Origin of the sequence: Dyella sp. AD56 (assembly GCF_002878475.1) — a bacterium.
Lineage (GTDB): Bacteria > Pseudomonadota > Gammaproteobacteria > Xanthomonadales > Rhodanobacteraceae > Dyella.
In genome coordinates, this window is record NZ_NRDP01000015.1 from 127,616 (window position 1) to 145,630 (window position 18,015).

General features: G+C 63.3%; 16 protein-coding genes. 1 reads left to right on the forward strand and 15 read right to left on the reverse strand.

From position 1 onward, the window contains the following. Nucleotides 1–48: 48 nt before the first annotated feature. Nucleotides 49–978 carry a M23 family metallopeptidase gene (locus tag DyAD56_RS11555; RefSeq protein WP_102302916.1) on the reverse strand — a complete coding sequence of 310 codons (930 nt, stop codon included), beginning with the start codon at nucleotides 976–978 and terminating at the stop codon, nucleotides 49–51. Nucleotides 979–1,008: 30 nt separating this feature from the next. Between DyAD56_RS11555 and DyAD56_RS11560 the strand changes: the two genes are divergently transcribed. Further along, nucleotides 1,009–1,491: a DciA family protein gene (locus DyAD56_RS11560; protein WP_102302992.1), complete on the forward strand. Its 483-nt coding sequence runs from the start codon at nucleotides 1,009–1,011 to the stop codon at nucleotides 1,489–1,491. Between the two features lie 233 nt (nucleotides 1,492–1,724). Here the strand turns inward: DyAD56_RS11560 and lpxC are convergent, their stop codons facing one another. The 14 genes from lpxC to rsmH form a co-directional block, all read right to left on the reverse strand. After that, nucleotides 1,725–2,639: a UDP-3-O-acyl-N-acetylglucosamine deacetylase gene (lpxC, locus tag DyAD56_RS11565; RefSeq protein ID WP_102302917.1), complete on the reverse strand. Its 915-nt coding sequence runs from the start codon at nucleotides 2,637–2,639 to the stop codon at nucleotides 1,725–1,727. Between the two features lie 466 nt (nucleotides 2,640–3,105). Further along, a complete protein-coding gene (gene ftsZ, locus DyAD56_RS11570) occupies nucleotides 3,106–4,287 on the reverse strand; it encodes a cell division protein FtsZ (RefSeq protein WP_102302918.1) in 1,182 nt (393 codons plus the stop codon). Nucleotides 4,288–4,407: 120 nt separating this feature from the next. Beyond that, nucleotides 4,408–5,640, reverse strand: a complete 1,233-nt coding sequence (gene ftsA, locus DyAD56_RS11575) for a cell division protein FtsA (RefSeq protein WP_102302919.1) — start codon at nucleotides 5,638–5,640, stop codon at nucleotides 4,408–4,410. Next, nucleotides 5,637–6,374, reverse strand: coding sequence for a cell division protein FtsQ/DivIB (locus DyAD56_RS11580; protein WP_102302920.1), 738 nt, complete (start codon nucleotides 6,372–6,374; stop codon nucleotides 5,637–5,639). Before DyAD56_RS11580 ends, ftsA begins: the two co-directional genes overlap by 4 nt. Continuing rightward, nucleotides 6,371–7,306 carry a D-alanine--D-alanine ligase gene (locus DyAD56_RS11585; RefSeq protein ID WP_102302921.1) on the reverse strand — a complete coding sequence of 312 codons (936 nt, stop codon included), beginning with the start codon at nucleotides 7,304–7,306 and terminating at the stop codon, nucleotides 6,371–6,373. Before DyAD56_RS11585 ends, DyAD56_RS11580 begins: the two co-directional genes overlap by 4 nt. Next, entirely contained in the window at nucleotides 7,303–8,742 is a 1,440-nt protein-coding gene (gene murC / locus DyAD56_RS11590; protein WP_102302922.1) for a UDP-N-acetylmuramate--L-alanine ligase, read from the reverse strand. The genes DyAD56_RS11585 and murC overlap by 4 nt, the downstream gene beginning before the upstream one ends. Continuing rightward, nucleotides 8,739–9,812 carry an undecaprenyldiphospho-muramoylpentapeptide beta-N-acetylglucosaminyltransferase gene (murG, locus tag DyAD56_RS11595; protein ID WP_102302923.1) on the reverse strand — a complete coding sequence of 358 codons (1,074 nt, stop codon included), beginning with the start codon at nucleotides 9,810–9,812 and terminating at the stop codon, nucleotides 8,739–8,741. The genes murC and murG overlap by 4 nt, the downstream gene beginning before the upstream one ends. Continuing rightward, nucleotides 9,809–11,044, reverse strand: a complete 1,236-nt coding sequence (gene ftsW, locus DyAD56_RS11600; RefSeq protein ID WP_102302924.1) for a putative lipid II flippase FtsW — start codon at nucleotides 11,042–11,044, stop codon at nucleotides 9,809–9,811. Before ftsW ends, murG begins: the two co-directional genes overlap by 4 nt. 1 nt (nucleotide 11,045) lies before the next feature. Further along, on the reverse strand, nucleotides 11,046–12,146 hold the full coding sequence (mraY, locus tag DyAD56_RS11605; RefSeq protein WP_102302925.1) for a phospho-N-acetylmuramoyl-pentapeptide-transferase: 1,101 nt from the start codon (nucleotides 12,144–12,146) through the stop codon (nucleotides 11,046–11,048). Then, the gene (murF, locus tag DyAD56_RS11610; RefSeq protein WP_102302926.1) at nucleotides 12,136–13,506 is read right to left on the reverse strand and encodes a UDP-N-acetylmuramoyl-tripeptide--D-alanyl-D-alanine ligase; all 1,371 of its coding nucleotides are present in this window, start codon (nucleotides 13,504–13,506) and stop codon (nucleotides 12,136–12,138) included. Before murF ends, mraY begins: the two co-directional genes overlap by 11 nt. Continuing rightward, complete coding sequence (locus tag DyAD56_RS11615) at nucleotides 13,503–14,975, reverse strand: UDP-N-acetylmuramoyl-L-alanyl-D-glutamate--2,6-diaminopimelate ligase (protein ID WP_102302927.1); 1,473 nt, start codon at nucleotides 14,973–14,975, stop codon at nucleotides 13,503–13,505. Before DyAD56_RS11615 ends, murF begins: the two co-directional genes overlap by 4 nt. Beyond that, on the reverse strand, nucleotides 14,972–16,783 hold the full coding sequence (locus DyAD56_RS11620; protein ID WP_102302928.1) for a penicillin-binding protein 2: 1,812 nt from the start codon (nucleotides 16,781–16,783) through the stop codon (nucleotides 14,972–14,974). The genes DyAD56_RS11615 and DyAD56_RS11620 overlap by 4 nt, the downstream gene beginning before the upstream one ends. Beyond that, a complete protein-coding gene (ftsL, locus tag DyAD56_RS11625; protein ID WP_074545733.1) occupies nucleotides 16,780–17,052 on the reverse strand; it encodes a cell division protein FtsL in 273 nt (90 codons plus the stop codon). The genes DyAD56_RS11620 and ftsL overlap by 4 nt, the downstream gene beginning before the upstream one ends. Further along, the gene (gene rsmH / locus DyAD56_RS11630) at nucleotides 17,049–17,972 is read right to left on the reverse strand and encodes a 16S rRNA (cytosine(1402)-N(4))-methyltransferase RsmH (protein ID WP_102302929.1); all 924 of its coding nucleotides are present in this window, start codon (nucleotides 17,970–17,972) and stop codon (nucleotides 17,049–17,051) included. The genes ftsL and rsmH overlap by 4 nt, the downstream gene beginning before the upstream one ends. Nucleotides 17,973–18,015: the final 43 nt, after the last annotated feature.

The window sequence follows — 18,015 nt, forward strand, 5'->3', positions numbered from 1 at the left end:
GGGCACAAAGGCTTTCAAGGGCGCCATCGGACGCCCTTGGGACGCGGCTCAGCGATGGTTCTTCACGAAAGCCAGCGGATTGACCACGCGGCCCTTGTACCAGACCTCGAAATGCACGTGCGAACCGGTCGAGCGGCCGGTAGAGCCCGCCTCGGACACCACGTCACCCACGTGGACGCGCTGGCCCGGGTGGACCTCGAGCTTGCTGTTGTGGGCATAGCGAGTCATGTAGCCGTTGCCGTGGTCAATTTCGATGACCTCGCCATAGCCGGTGCGGTCACCGGCGTAGGTCACCATGCCCTCGGCCACGGCGTGGACCGGCGTCCCCTTGGGAGCGGAGATGTCCAGGCCCGTGTGGTAAGCGCTATGCCCGCTGAACGGATCGGGCCGGCCACCGAAGTAGGAGGAAATGTAGCCCTCGACCGGCATCCCAGTGGGCTTGAGATTGGACTCGATCTTGGCATCCAGCAGCAGGCTTTGCAGCGCTGAAAGCTGCGCCTGCTGACTGTCGAACTGGTTGGCGAGCTGATTGATGCTGGTATCCAGGTTCTGGGGCAGCAAATACCCGCTGTCCGACGCATCCTCCACACCACCGACCGCCGGCTGTTCGTCGAAATTGAATTCGCCATCGTCGAGCTTGCCGACCTGGGTCAGGCGCTCGCCCAAGGCATTGAGACGGGTGGACTGTGCTTGAAGCTGACCCAACTTTACGGCCAGTGCATCGATGTCGCGCTGGGAATCCTTACGGATACCGGCGAGCTGATCGTTCTGCTGCTGCACCTGCTGACGAAGCCGACGGATCTCCGTCAACGCCCGGTCATGCGGGCTGGCCGCGACCATGGCCACCGCGCCGCCCAATCCCGCACACCCCAGGATCGCCGCAGCAGCCGCCCCCATCAGGCGATAGCGCAGGCGCCGGTCGGCGAGATTGAAAGTTTTGGGCACCTTTTTGGTGCGGGACACAAGTATGATTTGCATGTTGTTCTACGTCAGAAGATGTCGGCATCCATGCAGCGCGACGCTCCAAAACCCTCTCGCCGCACCGGTTCTGGACTAAAAGCCATCACCGAGTTTGGCCCCATTGCTTCACTGGCTCGCAAGGCCCGGAAGCTGGATGCATTGGATCGCGCACTGCGCCAGACGTTACCGTCACCACTCCGCGAGCAAGTTCGTTTCGCCAACCTGCAAGACGGCCGTCTTATTTTCTTGGCTCCGTCATCGGCTCTGGCCGCCAGGCTGCGCCTACTCCAGGCACAAATCCTCTCGACCGCACGCGCCGTAGGCACGTACGCCAATTCAGTCACCGTGAAAGTGGCCCCCCCTCTACCGGTAGACATCGTGCCGGATCGGTCAAAACCGCTTTCGCCAGCCGCCGCCTCTCACCTGAGAGCCGCCGCGGCCTCAACCACAGACCCCGAATTACGGGAACTGTTCCTTGAGTTGGCGTCCGTCGCCGAAGTTTCTGATTCCCAATCCGACGAAACCCGCTGACTCTGGGCTCCGACGTACTCAAAAGCGATACATCCCTGACACCGACCCTTCGATCGGTGCGTATGGGTTTATACCACGCCCCCACGGACCTGACAGACCCCGATGTCATCAGTACGTGAACAGCTGCCGAGAGAAAGCGCGAGATATATCACAAAACAAACGGCCGCGTCTTTTTGGACGCGGCCGTTCAGTTTGTTCAGATTTGTCGAGGACTTAGCTGATCGGCGGAACGATCAGATCGCCTGCGCCGGGTGGGCATAGGAGATCGGCGAGGTCGCCGGATCGTCCGCGAAGCTGACCTCTTCCCAGGCAGAGGCATCGGCCATCAGGGTACGGAGGAGCTTATTGTTGAGTTCGTGACCCGACTTGTGGGCGTAGTAGGCACCAACCAGGCTGTGGCCAAGCAGGTAGAGATCGCCGATCGCGTCGAGGATCTTGTGCTTGACGAACTCATCCTCGTAACGGAGGCCATCTTCGTTGAGCACGCGGTAGTCGTCGAGCACCACGGCGTTGTCCATCGAACCGCCGAGTGCGAGGTTATGTTCGCGCAGCATCTCGATGTCGCGCATGAAACCGAAGGTACGGGCGCGGCTCACTTCCTTCACGAACGATGTCGTGGAGAAGTCGATCTCGGCACGCGACGTGCGCTTGCTGATGATCGGGTGGTTGAACTCGATCGAGAAACCAACCTTGAAGCCTTCGAACGGCTCAAAGCTCGCCCACTTGTCGCCATCCTGCACCTTGATCGGCTTCTTGATGCGGATGAAGCGCTTGGCGACGTTCTGCTCTTCGATGCCGGCAGACTGCAGCAAGAACACGAACGGACCCGCGCTGCCATCCATGATCGGCACTTCCGGCGCGGAAAGATCGACGTAAGCATTGTCGATGCCGAGGCCGGCCATCGCGGAGAGCAGATGCTCCACCGTCGAGACCCGCACATCGCCGTTGACGAGCGTGGTCGACAGACGCGTGTCACCGACGTTGTCGGGGCGCGCGTGGATTTCGACCGGCGGATTCAAATCGGTACGACGAAACACGATGCCCGTATTCGGGGCGGCGGGGCGAAGCGTCATGTACACCTTGTCGCCGGTATGCAGACCGACGCCTGTGGCGCGAATGATGTTCTTGAGCGTACGCTGCTTGATCATTTTTTTGGTACCTGTAAGGGGCAGCAGCCAAATTAGGGAACGGATGCTAACACAGTCTTAACCTGTGAAAAGGCGATCCGCGCCACACACACTGTTCACCCTTTCATGTTCCTTTCATTCACGAATGAAATCCATTCGTGGGGCGATCAGTACTTTTCCAAGCACTTTCAATGACTTGAATGAAGCGCAACGCCCCAAGACCGGGACGGGATCCGGTCTCGGGGCGTCGGACCGGCCGCGGAAATCATTTCCAGGCCGGTCATGCTCATCCATGAAGCATGGCCCTACATCTCAAGAACGAGCACCGGAACAGCGTCAGACAAGCCGCCCTCTGCCCTCAAAAGGCAGGGAAAGCGGGCTCGGACAAGGGTTCCGCCGAGGCGGATCCCATGCGCGATTCGTTACTGACAAGTGAAACCGGCCGTTTGTTCAATTTTTCTTCAAATTATTTGCCCTGTCAGCTTTATCAGTCGGCCTGGCGGCGCAGGAAAGCCGGGATGTCCAGGTAGTCGAAGCTCGGATCAGCGCTCTTGGCCTGGCTGCTGGCCTCAACTCGGCTGGTCATGGTGACTTCGGGCTGGGCGTAGTCGACCACTTCGTTGCCGGTGCCGGTACGCAGCACGACCGGACGCGGACGCTGACGTATCTCCACCTGCTGGGTGACGACCGGGCGCTGCGTCTGGCGGGCGGTCGCGCGGTTGAGGCCGGTGGCCACGACCGTGACGCGCACGTCGTCCTGCATTTCCGGGTCGAGCGAGGTACCCATCACCACAGTGGCGTCTTCGCTGGCGAAGTCGTGGATGATGCGGCCGATCTCGTCGAACTCACGCATGGTCAAGTTCGGTCCCGCGGTGACGTTCACCAGGATGCCGCAGGCGCCGTTGAGGTTGACGTCTTCCAGCAACGGGTTGTTGATGGCGGCTTCCGCGGCGGCCTGTGCGCGGTCGTCGCCGCGAGCGGTGCCCGAACCCATCATCGCCATGCCCATTTCGGACATCACCGTGCGTACGTCGGCAAAGTCGACGTTGATCAGGCCCGGGGCGGTGATCAGGTCAGCAATGCCCTGTACGGCGCCAAGCAGCACGTCGTTGGCGGCCTTGAACGCATTAAGAAGCGTGACTTCACGACCCAGCACCGAAAGCAACTTTTCGTTCGGCACGGTGATCAACGAGTCGACGTGCTGCGACAGGTCTTCGATACCCTTGGCGGCAACCTGCATGCGGCGGCGGCCTTCGAACGGGAACGGCTTGGTGACCACGGCCACCGTAAGGATGCCCTTTTCCTTGGCCAGCTGGGCCACTACCGGCGCAGCGCCAGTGCCGGTACCACCACCCATGCCGGCAGTGATGAACACCATGTCGGCACCTTCGAGCATCTCTTCGATGCGCTCGCGGTCTTCCAGCGCAGCCTGGCGACCCACTTCCGGGTTAGCGCCGGCACCCAGGCCCTTGGTTACGTTGGCACCAAGCTGCAGGTGCGTGCGAGAGCCACAGGCCTTCATGGCCTGTGAGTCGGTGTTGGCGACGACGAAGTCGACGCCTTCGATGTTTGCATTGAGCATGTGAGCCACGGCGTTGCCACCACCGCCGCCCACGCCGATGACCTTGATGACTGCATTCGGTGCGAGTTTTTCGATCAGTTCAAACATTTCCCGTCCTCCGTAGAGCTTCGTTGTCGTTGTAACCGCAGGTGTCGACATTCCAGTCGCCCCTTGGTGGTGGACGAATATCCATTCGTCCTGGACGGGGCTTCCTGCCCCATCCGAAAATCAAAAATTCTTGGTGATCCAACCGCGCAGCCTGTCGACCAGGCCACCCACGCTGCCGCCGCTCGGCCCGCTCACGCGCATGCCGCCGGAGCGCGCGCCGTGCAGCAGCAGGCCAACGCCGGTGGAGTGAAGCGGATTAGCGACAACCTCGCCCAGGCCCGAGACGTGTTGCGGCACGCCGACGCGGACCATCTTGTGGAAGATCTCCTCGGCCAGCTCCAGCGCACCCTCCATGCGCGAAGCACCGCCGGTGAGCACCACACCCGCCGCCACCAGACTCTCGTAGCCGGAGCGGCGCAGCTCGTCCTGCACCATCTCGAAGATTTCCTCGTAGCGCGCCTGCACCGACTGCGCCAGCGACTGGCGAGCCAGGCGGCGCGGCGGGCGATCGCCCACACTCGGCACCTGGATGGTTTCTTCGGCATGGGCCAGCTGCGCCAACGCGCAGGCGTACTTGATCTTGATCTCCTCCGCATGAGCGGTCGGCGTATGTACGCCATAGGCGATGTCGTTGGTGACTTGATCACCCCCCACCGGTAGCGACTTGGTGTAGCGGATCGCGCCCTGCGTATAGATGGAGATGTCGGTGGTGCCCGCGCCAATATCGACCAAGCACACGCCCAGCTCGCGTTCGTCATCGGTCAGCACAGACTTGGCGCTGGCCACTGCTGACGGCACCAGCTCATCGACGGTGAGGCCGCAGCGCTGGATGCACTTGCTGATGTTTTGCACCGCTGCCGCTGCGCCGGTGACCAGATGCACGCTCGCCTCTAGGCGCACGCCGCTCATGCCCACCGGTGAGCGAATGCCGTCCTGGCCGTCGATGCGGTACTCCTGCGACTCCTTATAAAGAACCTTGCGATCAGCCGGGATCGCCACGGCGCTCGCCGCTTCCAGCACCTGTTCCAGGTCACCCGGCGTCACTTCGCGATCGCGGATCGGCGCGGTGCCGTGGGAGTTCTTGGTTTCCAGGTGGCTGCCAGAAATGGATGCATAGACTGAGCGGATATCGCAGCCCGCCATCAGCTCGGCCTCTTCCACGGCGCGCTGGATGGAGTGCACGGTCGACTCGATATCCACCACCGAGCCTCGCTTCATGCCGCGTGACACATGTGTGCCGATGCCGATCACTTCGATCGGCTCACCCGGTTCGTACTCGCCGACGATCGCCACCACTTTCGAGGTGCCGATGTCGAGGCCGACCACCAGTTGCTTGTCGTTCTTGGTCTTCATGTGCGGGGGGAGCCTCCAGCGTTCACGGTGCTCGCCTGGGGCGGCCATCGAACGGCAAATCCATTGGTATAACGAAGATCGGCATAGGCGAAACCATCGGAATGGCCCGCCATCAGTTGTGGATAGACATCGAGGAAGCGGCGCAGGCGGCGACCGGCCTGATCGCGATCACCGATGATGATCTGCGCACCGCTACTCGTGGTGAGGCTCCAGCTGCCGCGCTCGGTCAGCGAGACGCCAGTGATTTTCAATTTGGTGTTGGTGAAGGCCTTCTGCGTTTCCGCATAGAAGCTCACCACCTCGGCAAGGCGTGCGTCAGGACCACGCAGGTCCGGAAGATCGGTATTGGCGGACACATCCGGCACGTCGAATACCAGGCCCTGACGACTGATCAGCTGCTTCTCGTTCCAGCGTGCGAACGGCTGACGCTCGTAGATGCGCAAGATCAACGTATCGGGCCAGCGCTTGCGCGCTTCTACCGACTCCACCCAGGGCAACGTGGCCACGGCCTTCTGCACGCCATCGATATCGAGCGCGAAGAACCCTTTGCCGAGACGCGGCATGACGACCGCGCGGAGCTCGTCCTCGGTCACATGCTTGAACTCGGCTTGCACCATCAGCTGGGTCACCGGCCAACGATTGGCCGCAAACCATCCGCGCAGCACGCCGACGATCGGCAGCGCCACGAGCGCAATGGCCAAAACCCAGGCAATGAGGCGGACGGTTCCCCTCACACGTCCTCCCGGAAACTCGTTTCGAGAATGCGCCAGCACAGCGTCTGGTAATCAATACCAGCCACCGCCGCCGCCTTGGGCACCAGCGAATGCGAGGTCATGCCCGGTGCGGTGTTCACTTCCAGCAGCCAGTTGCGGCCCTGCTTATCACGCATGATGTCCACGCGCCCCCAGCCCCAGCACGCCAACACATCGAACGCGCGCAGGGCAAGTTCCTGCATTTCGCGTTCGGCGTCACCGTGTAGACCCGGGCAGATGTACTGGGTGTCCTCGGCGACGTACTTGGCGTTGTAGTCGTAGTACTCGCCCTTGGGCACGATGTTGATGCTGGCGAGCACCTGCCGATGGAGGATACCGACGGTGTACTCGCCACCTTCGATGAGCGTTTCCATCAGCATGTCGCCGGGGTATTTCTGTGCCAGCGTCACGGCGGCGTCGAGGTCTTCTTCTTTGAATACACGCGTGACGCCCACGCTCGAGCCTTCCCAGGCCGGCTTCACGATCAGCGGGAAGCCGATCTCGCGGGCGGCGGCGTGCACGTCTGCACCGCGCGGCAGCGCCTTGAACTTCGGCGTGGGCAAGCCAAGCGCCTGCCACACCAGCTTGGCGCGGACCTTGTCCAGCGACAGCGCAGAACCCAGCACGCCCGAGCCGGTGAAGGGAACGCGCAATGCTTGCAACGCACCCTGCAGCTCGCCGTTCTCACCACCGCCACCGTGGAGGATGTTGAACACACGCGCGAAGTGACCTGCGCGCACGGCGTCCAGCAGCGCTGGAATGCCATCGATCGCATGAGCATCGACACCACGGGCCTGCAACGCGGCCAGCACGTTGCGGCCAGAATCCAGCGACACCTCGCGCTCGGCCGAGCTGCCGCCCAAGACGACGGCGACGCGGCCAAACTGTGCAGGATCGGTCATCGTCTTGCTCACTTGTTCGTCCTCAGGTTGCCGGCATTAGCCAGCTCCACCGCTGCCGCACCAATGTCACCGGCGCCGAGCAACAGCAATAGATCGCCGTCGCGCAGAAGCGCGGGCAGTGTGTCCTTCAAGTCGCGAGGATGATCAATCAGCACCGGATCAACCTTGCCGCGTGCACGCACGGCGCGCGCCAGCGCGCGGCCATCGGCACCAGCAATCGGCGCTTCGCCCGCCGCGTAGATTTCCGTCAGCACCAGCACGTCGGCCTCGGCCAATACGTTGGCGAAATCGTCCAGCAGGTCGCGCGTGCGGCTGTAGCGATGCGGCTGGAAGCCGACCACCAAGCGGCGATCTGGCCAACCGCCACGCGCAGCCGCAAACACGGCAGCGAGCTCGCGCGGGTGATGGCCGTAGTCGTCGACCAACAGCACCGAGCCCTTGTCCAGCGCGATCTCGCCACGACGGTGGAAGCGACGGCCTACACCCTGGAAGTTCTGCAACGCATGCGCAATCGCCTCGGCCTCCACGCCCAGCTGCCAACCAATGGTGGCTGCAGCCAGTGCGTTGAGCACGTTGTGATGGCCCGGCAGGTTGAGCTTGATGTGCAATGCGTCGTTGCGGCCCGGCAGCCACAGGTCGAAATGCATCTCGAAACCATGCTGCGAGAGGTTGCTCGCACGCACGTCGGCATCCTGGGCATCGATGCCATAGGTCATCACGCGGCGCGTGGTGGACTTGGCCAGCGCGGCCACTTCCGGATCATCCACGCACAGCACGGCAAGGCCATAGAACGGCAAGCGATGTAGGAAGTCGTCAAACGCCTTCTTTACCTGCGCGAAGTCGTTGTTGTAGTTCTCGAGGTGATCCGCATCGATGTTGGTGATCGCGGCAATCACCGGCGACAACATCAGGAACGATCCGTCCGACTCATCGGCTTCGGCGACGATGTACTGGCCCGTGCCCAAGCGCGCATTCGCGCCTGCGGCATTGAGCTGGCCGCCGATCACGAACGTCGGATCGTAGTTGGCTTCGGCCAGCACGCTGGCGACGAGACTGGTAGTGGTGGTCTTGCCATGCGTGCCCGCGATGGCGATACCGCGACGGAAGCGCATCAGTTCGCCCAGCATTTCCGCGCGCGGAACCACCGGTATGCGCGCAGCACGCGCGGCTTGCAGTTCCGGGTTGTCCGAACGGATGGCGCTGGACGTGACCACGACGTCGGCATCGCCAATGTGCCCGGCCTCGTGGCCCACATGGACGACGATACCCAGGCTCGCCAAGCGCTGTGCCGTCGGCGAGTTAGAGCGATCAGAGCCCGACACGGCATAGCCAAGGTTGTGCAGCACTTCGGCGATGCCACTCATGCCTACACCGCCAATGCCGATGAAGTGCACGCGGCGGAAGGTGGTCATCAGGTCTTCGTGCGCAAGCAGGCGACGCGGCGTCATGCGGCCACCTCCACGCAGGCACGGGCGATCACTTCCGCCGCATCAGGCTTGGCTAGCGTGCGCGCAGCCTCACCCATCGCGATCATGCGCTCGCGATCATCCAACAGCGCTTCCAGGCGCTGCGCCAACTGCTGTACGTCCAGATCCTTCTCCTGAATCAATTCGGCCGAATGCGCGGCGACCAGCGCCTCCGCATTGCGGGTCTGGTGGTCATCCACCGCATAAGGGAACGGCACAAGCATGGCGCCGAGCCCGGCAGCCGTGAGCTCGGCCAGCGTCAACGCGCCTGCACGGCAGACGGCCAGGTCGGCCCACGCGTACGTGCCAGCCATGTCTTCGATAAAGGGCACGATCTGTGCCTCGACGCCGGCCTTGGCATAGGCTGCGCGTGCTTCGTCGATACCGCGGTTACCGCACTGGTGCAGCACTTCCGGACGCTGGGCAAGTGACATCAACGCCAGCGCCTGCGGCAGGGCGATGTTGAGCGCGCGTGCACCGAGACTGCCACCCAACACCAGCAGGCGTGGGCGGCCCTCGCGACCGGCCATGCGTTCGCGCGGCGCCGGCAAGGCGGCAATGGCGCTACGCACCGGGTTGCCCACCCATTCGGCATTGGGCAATGTATCGCTGAAGCCTTCCAACACGCGCTGCGCGTGACCCGCGAGTTTGCGATTGGTGAAGCCCGCGACGCGGTTCTGTTCGTGCACGAGCAGCGGACGATGCGTCATGCGTGCTGCCACACCGCCAGGGCCGGCTACGTAGCCACCCATCGACAGCACGCTACGCGGCTTGATCCTGCGCAATGCGGACAACGAAGAGAACAGCGCTCGCGCCAGCATCAGCGGCGCCATCAAGCGCGTCTTCAAGCCCTTGCCGCGCAAGCCGCCCACCGGCACGGTCACCAGTTCAATGCCGTGCGCTGGCACCACCTTGGTTTCCATGCCACCTTCTGCGCCCAACCAAACCACAGGAACGCCCTGTGCACGCAGCGCCTCGGCCACGGCAAGGCCAGGAAAGATATGGCCACCGGTACCGCCAGCCATGATCAGCACGGGCCGCTGCTCACTCATGCGGTCACCGCCTCACGCCCGGGGGCGGCGGCTATGTTCGCATCGGGCACCGCGCTGGCTGGCATGCGCGCAGCCATCTGGCGCGCATCGATGGCGCGGTTGATCTCGTAGGTGGTACGCAACAGCACGCCCGCCATCGCGCAAGTAAGCACGATTGACGAGCCACCGTAACTGATCAGTGGCAAGGTCAGGCCCTTGGTGGGCAATGCGCCGAGATTCACGCCAATGGACACCATCGCCTGCAGGCCGATCATCAGCGAGATGCCGCAAGCCACGTAACCGGCGAAACGCTGGCCAAGTTCCATGCCCTTGACGCCCATGATGAGACCGCGCCCTACGGTGAGGGCGAACAGCCCCATCACCACCAGGATGCCAACGAGGCCGAACTCCTCGGAGATCACGGCAAAGATGAAGTCGGTATGTGCTTCGGGCAGGTACGACAGCTTCAACACACTCGAACCCAAGCCGACGCCTGTCCATTCGCCACGGCCGATCGCCATGAGTGACTGCGTCAGCTGGAATCCGTCGTTGAAGGGGTCGGCCCAGGGGTCGACAAACGAGGTCAGGCGACGCATGCGGTATGGCTCGAACTTCGCCACGAACCAAAGCAGCGCTACCACCGGCAGGCCCATGCCACCGAGATAGACAGGCTTGGCGCCACCCAGCCAGATCATGCCGATGGTCACCGCAATCATCAGCGTGGCCGAACCGAAGTCCGGCTGCGCCAGCAGCAGCACCACAAACATGCCCGCCACCATGATTGGCTTGAACAGGCCCCAGAAGCTCGACTCCACGCTTTCGCGGTGGCGCACCAAATAGCTGGCGGTGTAGATGACCAAGATCAACTTGACCGCTTCTACTGGCTGGAAGCTCGTGATGCGGAAGTTGAGCCAACGGTGTGCACCGTTGAGCCTCATGCCAATGCCTGGCACAAACACGAGCATCAGCAAGGCAACTGCGCCACCGAAGAGTAAATAAGCATGCTTTTCCAGCAGCTTCAGCTCGGTGCGCATGGCGAAGCTGGCCAAGACCACGCCCAACGTCAGGAACAACAGGTGGCGCTTGAGGAAATAGAACGCGCCGATGTGCTGACTCTCAGCCACCGCGATCGAACTGGACGCGACCATCACGACACCGACGCAAGCCAGACCGACGAGCGCGATCAACAGCGGCATGTCGAAACTGCCGCGGGGTCCTTGTCGTCGCTTGGCTTGGGTGGCGTCGAAGATCATGTCAGCGCACCTTCAACGTGGCGAGGCCGATCAACACCAGCACGACACTGATGATCCAGAAGCGCACGATCACGCGTGGCTCAGGCCAGCCCTTGAGCTCGAAGTGGTGATGGATGGGCGCCATGCGGAACACGCGCTTGCCCGTCAGCTTGAAGCTAGCCACCTGGATCATCACCGAGGCGGTTTCCATCACGAACACGCCGCCCATCACCAGCAACACGATCTCCTGGCGCACGATCACCGCGATGGCCGCCAGAGCCGCGCCGATGGCCAGCGCGCCAACGTCACCCATGAACACCTGCGCCGGATAGGTGTTGAACCAGAGGAAACCCAGCCCTGCGCCTGACAGCGCACCACAGAAGATGGCCAACTCACCCGCGCCGGGGATCGACGGGATGCCCAGGTATTCGGAGAACAGGCGGTTACCCGCGAGATACGCGAACACGCCCAGCGCGCCGGAAACCAGCACAGTCGGCATGATGGCAAGGCCATCCAAGCCGTCTGTGAGATTCACCGCGTTGGAGAAGCCCACGATCATAAAGTAGGCAACGACCACGAACAGGATGCCCAGCGGAATCGCCACCTGCTTGAAGAGCGGCACGTACAAGGCCGTTTCCGCCACGGGCGCCACACCCGTCGCCTGCGGAGCCGTGTAATAGAGAAACAGCGCGGCGGCGAGGCCAAACACCGACTGCCAGAAATACTTCCAGCGCGACGCAAGGCCACGACTGTCTTTCAAGACCAGCTTCTTGTAGTCGTCGTAAAAACCGATCACGCCGAAGCACAACATCACGGCCAGCACCAGCCAGACGTAGCGGTTGTGCAGATCGGTCCACAGAATGGTCGAAACCGTCACGGCGAGCAGGATCATCACGCCCCCCATGGTCGGCGTGCCGGCCTTGGACAGATGCGTCTGCGGGCCGTCCTTGCGTACCACCTGTCCGGCCTTGAGATCCGCCAGTTTCTGGATGAGCGCAGGACCAAACAGCAGCGACATCGCCAATGCGGTAAGCGCGGCCATGATGGTGCGGAACGTGATGTACTGGAACAGGTGCAGGGCGGTAAAGTGCCGTGCCATCCAGTCTGCGAATTCAAGCAGCATCGGATGCGCCCTCCCCTTTTCCCTTGTTGTCGCGAAGTGCGGCAACGACCTGATCCATGCCGGCGGAACGCGAGCCCTTGACCAGGCACGTGACGCCGCCATGCAGTTGTTGCTTGAGCGCCGCCGAGAGCGCCGCCTTGTCGGCGAAATGCTCGCCGTGCTCTCCAAACGCCTTCACCGCCGATGCGCTGAGCGGGCCAACAGCGAACAGGCGATTGATGCCGTGCTTGCGGGCACGCTCGCCGATGCCCGCGTGAAGCGCGGCGGCGTTATCACCCAACTCCGCCATGTCGCCCAGCACTAGCCAGCGTTCGCCCTCGGCGAGCGCCAGCGTGTCGATGGCGGCGCCAACCGACCCCGGGTTGGCGTTGTAGCTATCGTCGATCAACGTCCAGCCACCCGGCATGTGCTCGAGCTGCAGACGCCCGGCCACGCCCGGCACTTGCTCCAGGCCTTCCACAATGGTGTCGAGCGGCACGCCAAGCGCCAGCGCGATCGACGCAGCCGCCATCGCGTTGGCGATGTTGTGGCGGCCCGCCAATGGCAGATGCACATCAGCATCACCAGCCGGGGTGCTCAGCACGAAGTGCGAGCCATCCACGCGCTGATCGACGATGTCGGCACCCACATCGGCCTTGTGGCTGAGCGCAAAACGCAGCTGTCGACGCGAGCCGGCAAGCCCCGCGAAGAAGCTAGCGAATGCATCGTCCGCATTGATGATCGCCACGCCGTCCACCGGCAGCGCCTGATACAGCGCGCCCTTGGTCTCGGCCACGCCTTCCACGCTACCCATGCGCTCAAGATGCGCCGGCGCAATGGTATTCACGAGGCCGATATCAGGCCGTGCAATGGCGGCGAGATAGGCAATGTCACCCGGCTTCCCTGCGCCCATCTCGAGCACGGCGTACTCGGTGTCCTGCGGCATGGTCAGCAGAGTGAGCGGCAGACCCAGTTCGTTGTTGTAGTTGCCGGCGTTGACGTGAGTGCGACCGTGACGCGACAAAATGGACGCTGTTAGCGTCTTCACCGTGGTCTTGCCGTTGGAACCCGTAATGCCGATCACGCGCACATTGCTCTGCGCACGTACCGCACTCGCCAGGTCACCCAACGCCAACGCAGTGTCATCCACCACCACCTGCGGCAGCGAGGAATCGACCTTACGCGTTACCAGCGCGGCAATGGCCCCGCGGGCCTGCGCATCGGCGAGGAAGTCGTGACCGTCAACGCGCTCGCCCTTGATGGCGACGAACAGATCGCCGGCCTGCACCTTACGGGTATCAATGGACACGCCGGTCACATCCACATCGCCACCCACCAGGCGACCCCGAGTCCAAAGCGCGATGGTGCTCAAGCGCATCATGCGCGTACCTCCAGCGCCTGACGCGCAACGGCCAGGTCGTCGAACGGGCGCTTGCCATGCGCGCCCTCCTGATATGTCTCGTGACCCTTGCCGGCGATCAGCACGACGTCGCCCGGCTGGGCCGAGGACAGCGCGAATTCGATGGCCTTCGCCCGATCACGCTCCACGATGACCATGTCGGGCTGGCTCAGCCCGGCCACGATCTGCGCGACGATGACGTCACCGTCCTCGCCGCGCGGATTGTCGTCGGTAACGACGATGCGATCCGCCAGACGTTCGGCGATGGCGCCCATCTGCGGACGCTTGCCTGCATCACGCTCGCCGCCACAGCCAAACACGCAGATCAGCTTGCCGTCGCAGTGCGCACGCAGCGCGTTAAGCGCCTGCTCCAACGCATCCGGCGTATGGGCGTAGTCAACGACCACCAGTGGCAAGTCGGAAACACCACCGAGGCGGTTCATGCGACCGTTGATCGGCTCCAGCACCTCGATCGCAGACACGATGCGCTCGAACTGCTCACCCAGTGCGCCCAGGCAGGCGATCACAGCAAGCAGGTTGGCTACGTTGAAGCGGCCCAGCAGACGGCTGCGGATGTCGTGACTGCCCCACGGCGTCTGTAGGGCGAAGGCAAGGCCTTCCGCCGAAGTGACCACGTGGGTGGCGCGAACGTCGGCGTCCAGGTCGCCTTCAGCGCTCAGGCACAAGGCGCGTACGCCCTGCGGCAGCCGATGCGCCAGCGTGCGGCCGAAGGCATCATCGATATTGATGGCGGCGGCATCGAGCGTGGACCATGCGAACAGTTTGGCCTTGGCGTCGCCGTAGGCCTCCATGCTGCCGTGGTAATCCAGATGATCACGGGTGAGGTTGGTGAAAGCGGCAACATCGAACGCCACCGCCGCCACGCGTCCCTGCTCCAGCGCGTGCGAGGACACCTCCATCGCCACGTGCGTCGCGCCGTCATCGCGGAACGAGGCCAGCAGGCCTTGCACGTTGATCGCATCCGGCGTGGTCCGCTCGCCTTCCTGGAGTCGGCCATGCAGACCGGCGCCCAGCGTACCGATGGTGGCGGCACGATGGCCCAGATGTTCCAGCGCCTGCGCCAGCAGCTGAACCGTTGAGGTCTTGCCATTGGTGCCGGTCACGCCGATCACCCGCAGCGATTCGGATGGGCGACCGAAGAAACGCGAGGCGATCTCACTGACCTTGCCGTGCAGGCCATCCACCCACAGCACCGGCGCGTCGATGCCCTCGACATGCGCCGCCGGTGCTTCGGCTAACACCACGCGCGCGCCGCGCTCGACAGCGCCACGGGCAAAGGCAATGCCATGCTCGCGCGTGCCGCGCAGAGCGAAGAAGGCATCACCCGGACGCACTTGGCGCGAGTCAAGCGTAAGCCCTGAAACGACGATATCGCCGACACCTGGGGTCTCGGCGATGCCTTTGAGTAGCTGATCAAGGCGCGCGGTCATTGGGGAGTCTCATCGACCGGTGCGTCATCTACGGTTTCGACAGCGGGCGGCTTGCTTCCTGTTAGGCCGTTCTGTCCTTGCAAAGGTCCGCCGACGTACCAGCGGCCAATGTTGTCCGGCGGCACGTCCAGAAGCCGCAGTGCGCCATCCAGAACCTTGGAAAACACAGGACCGGAAACCAGCGCACCGTAGTAGCTGCCTTTCCTCGGATTGTCGACGATCACCACCGCCGCCAGACGCGGATTGGATGCGGGTACGATGCCCGCAAAGGCGGAACTGTAATTGCTGCTGGAATAGCCGCCGGCCGTCGCTTTGTGCGCCGTTCCCGACTTGCCGGCCACGCCGTAGTTGGCAATCCATGCGTACGGCGCGCCTGTACCGCCCGGCTGCGTCACCGCCACCATCATCTGCACCAGTTCGTTGGCGATCTTGGGATCGATGATCTGCTTGGCTTCGTTATCCGAGCCCTTCACGAACGTGGGCAAGTGCATCACGCCGTTGTCGGCAATGGTGGCGTAGGCATTTGTAAGCTGCAGCGGCGTCACGTTGAGACCATAGCCATACGCCAGGATCGCCTTCTCCAGCATGCCCCAGCTCTTGCCCGGCCTGAGATAGCCGGATGCTTCGCCGGGGAAGCCGCTGTTGGTACTGGCGCCGAAGCCGAACGCGCGATAGGTGTCATACATCAGGCCGGTATCCAGCGTCAGCGCTACCTTGGCAGCACCGATGTTGCTGGACTTGGCGATGATGCCTGTGGGCGACAGCATGCCGTTCGAGTGCGTATCGCGAATGTCCTTGCGGATATAGAAGAAGTGACCGTTACCGGTATCGACCAGCGGACCGGTCGGCGTGTACCTGCCGCTGGACAGTGCAGCGGCCATCAAGACCGGCTTGATGGTAGAGCCTGGCTCTACCACGTCGGTCATCGCGCGGTTGCGCCGACTGGACGGATCACTGCCGCGTAGGGCGTTCGGGTTGTAGGTCGGCCAATTCACCATGGCCAGCACTTCACCCGTACGCACGTCGATGATCACCATCGAGCCAGAGTCGGCGCTCGACTGCTGGATGGTGTTCTTCAGTTCGTTGTAGGCGAGGAACTGGATGCGGCGGTCGATGCTGAGCGTGATGTCGCGACCCGGCTGCGGCGCGCGCACCAGGTCCAGGTCTTCCACCACGTGGCCCTGGCGATCGCGGATGACGCGCTTGCGGCCTTCCTTGCCGGCCAGCCAGTCGTCGAAGGCCAGCTCCAAGCCTTCCTGGCCGTGGTCGTCGATGTTGGTGAAGCCAAGCACGTGCGACGTCACCGGGCCGGACGGATAGAAGCGGCGGAACTCTCGCTGTCCATTCACGCCCGGCACCGCCAGATCCAGCACCACCTGCGCAGCATCGGGCGGCATCTGCCGCTTGAGGTAGACAAACTCACGCTCGGAGCGCTGCGCCAGATATTGCTTGAGCGCATCCGGGTCCATGCCGATGGCCTTGGCCAGCGCCGGCAGCTTGTCCTCGTTGTCCAGCACTTCCGCCGGATTGGCCCAGATCGACACCACCGGCGTGGATACCGCCAAGGGCTCGCCATTGCGATCAAAAATGGTGCCGCGCGACACCGCAATCGGCACTTCGCGCAGGATGCGGGCGTCAGCCTGATTCTGGTAGAAGTCCTTGCGCACCACCTGCATATCGAATGCGCGGGCCACCAGGGCCAGCGAGGCGACCGCGAGTACGGCGCCCACCAGCAACATGCGACGGCGCGCGCTGGGAGCTGCAGCGTGGCGGCGGGACGAAGAAGATGTGCGCGGACGCGGCTTCATCGGCGCACCAACTGGATGTCTTGCGGCTTGGGATTGACCATGCCGAGCACCTGGCGCGCTTCGTCGTCCACGCGACGCGGTTCGGCCCAGGTAGCCTGCTCCAGCTCGAGCTTGCCGTATTCAATGTTGAGGTCGTCGCGCTGATTCTGTAGACGAGTCAGCTCGACAAACAACACGCGGCTCTCATGGCGCGTCCACACCACGGCAATGGCGCTGGAAAGCACCGCCGCGATCAGGATGAACATGAAGAGGCCGCCGAGTACCTTCATGCGAGCTTCTCCGCCACGCGCAGCACCGCCGAACGGGCGCGCGGATTGACGGACAGCTCTTCTTCCGACGGGAACTGCGCCTTGCCAACAGCAGCAAGGCGGGCAGGTGCGGCGACCACCGGCGGACCGCGGCGACTGCCCTGCACGCGACCGGAGTGGTCGCGGATGAACAGCTTCACAGCGCGATCTTCCAGCGAATGGAAGCTGATGATGGACAGGCGACCACCCACCTTCAGCAGATCCAGCGCCGCGTTGAGGCCATGCTCAAGCGCTTCCAGCTCGCCGTTCACACGGATGCGCAGGGCCTGAAAGCTGCGGGTGGCTGGATGCTTGCCGGGTTCACGGCGACCGATCAGGCGCTCGATCAGCGCCGCAAGTTGACCGGTACGCGTGATGGGGTTTTCAGTGCGGTCTTCGACAATGGCGCGAGCGATCTTGCGGCTGAAGCGCTCATCGCCATAGTTCCACAGCACATCGGCGATCTCTTTTTCCGACGCATGGGCGAGGAAGTCCGCAGCGCTTTCGCCCTGCGTTGTGTCCATGCGCATGTCCAGCTGTGCGTCAGCCATGAAACTGAAGCCGCGGGCGGCTTCATCGAGCTGGGGTGAGGACACGCCGAGGTCGAGCAGGATGCCGTCAAGACCGCCGGCGGTCTCATCCCACTCAGCCATGCTGGAAAAATTGGCATGGCGGATGGACACGCGCGGATCGCTGGCGAACTCGGCCTGCGCCGTGGCGATGGCGGTGGGGTCGCGATCCATCAGCAACAACCGACCATTGGGGCCCAGGCGCGACAACACGGCGCGAGCGTGGCCGCCGCGTCCGAAGGTGCCATCGAGATAACGCCCGCCAGCCTGCACGGCGAGACCCTCCACTGCTTCACCCAGCATCACCGGGATGTGCTTCAACTGCTCGGCCATGCCGCCGCACTCCCGCTCGCGTCCCGTTCACTCCACCGCCCGC

What these genes read in the sequence shown, in the direction of transcription:
- DyAD56_RS11555 (WP_102302916.1), bottom strand. Translation starts at nt 978, where the DNA reads ATGCAAATCATACTTGTGTCCCGCACCAAAAAGGTGCCCAAAACTTTC.
- DyAD56_RS11560 (WP_102302992.1), top strand. Translation starts at nt 1,009, where the DNA reads ATGCAGCGCGACGCTCCAAAACCCTCTCGCCGCACCGGTTCTGGACTA.
- lpxC (WP_102302917.1), bottom strand. Translation starts at nt 2,639, where the DNA reads ATGATCAAGCAGCGTACGCTCAAGAACATCATTCGCGCCACAGGCGTC.
- ftsZ (WP_102302918.1), bottom strand. Translation starts at nt 4,287, where the DNA reads ATGTTTGAACTGATCGAAAAACTCGCACCGAATGCAGTCATCAAGGTC.
- ftsA (WP_102302919.1), bottom strand. Translation starts at nt 5,640, where the DNA reads ATGAAGACCAAGAACGACAAGCAACTGGTGGTCGGCCTCGACATCGGC.
- murC (WP_102302922.1), bottom strand. Translation starts at nt 8,742, where the DNA reads ATGACGCCGCGTCGCCTGCTTGCGCACGAAGACCTGATGACCACCTTC.
- murG (WP_102302923.1), bottom strand. Translation starts at nt 9,812, where the DNA reads ATGAGTGAGCAGCGGCCCGTGCTGATCATGGCTGGCGGTACCGGTGGC.
- ftsW (WP_102302924.1), bottom strand. Translation starts at nt 11,044, where the DNA reads ATGATCTTCGACGCCACCCAAGCCAAGCGACGACAAGGACCCCGCGGC.
- mraY (WP_102302925.1), bottom strand. Translation starts at nt 12,146, where the DNA reads ATGCTGCTTGAATTCGCAGACTGGATGGCACGGCACTTTACCGCCCTG.
- murF (WP_102302926.1), bottom strand. Translation starts at nt 13,506, where the DNA reads ATGATGCGCTTGAGCACCATCGCGCTTTGGACTCGGGGTCGCCTGGTG.
- DyAD56_RS11615 (WP_102302927.1), bottom strand. Translation starts at nt 14,975, where the DNA reads ATGACCGCGCGCCTTGATCAGCTACTCAAAGGCATCGCCGAGACCCCA.
- DyAD56_RS11620 (WP_102302928.1), bottom strand. Translation starts at nt 16,783, where the DNA reads ATGAAGCCGCGTCCGCGCACATCTTCTTCGTCCCGCCGCCACGCTGCA.
- ftsL (WP_074545733.1), bottom strand. Translation starts at nt 17,052, where the DNA reads ATGAAGGTACTCGGCGGCCTCTTCATGTTCATCCTGATCGCGGCGGTG.
- rsmH (WP_102302929.1), bottom strand. Translation starts at nt 17,972, where the DNA reads ATGGCCGAGCAGTTGAAGCACATCCCGGTGATGCTGGGTGAAGCAGTG.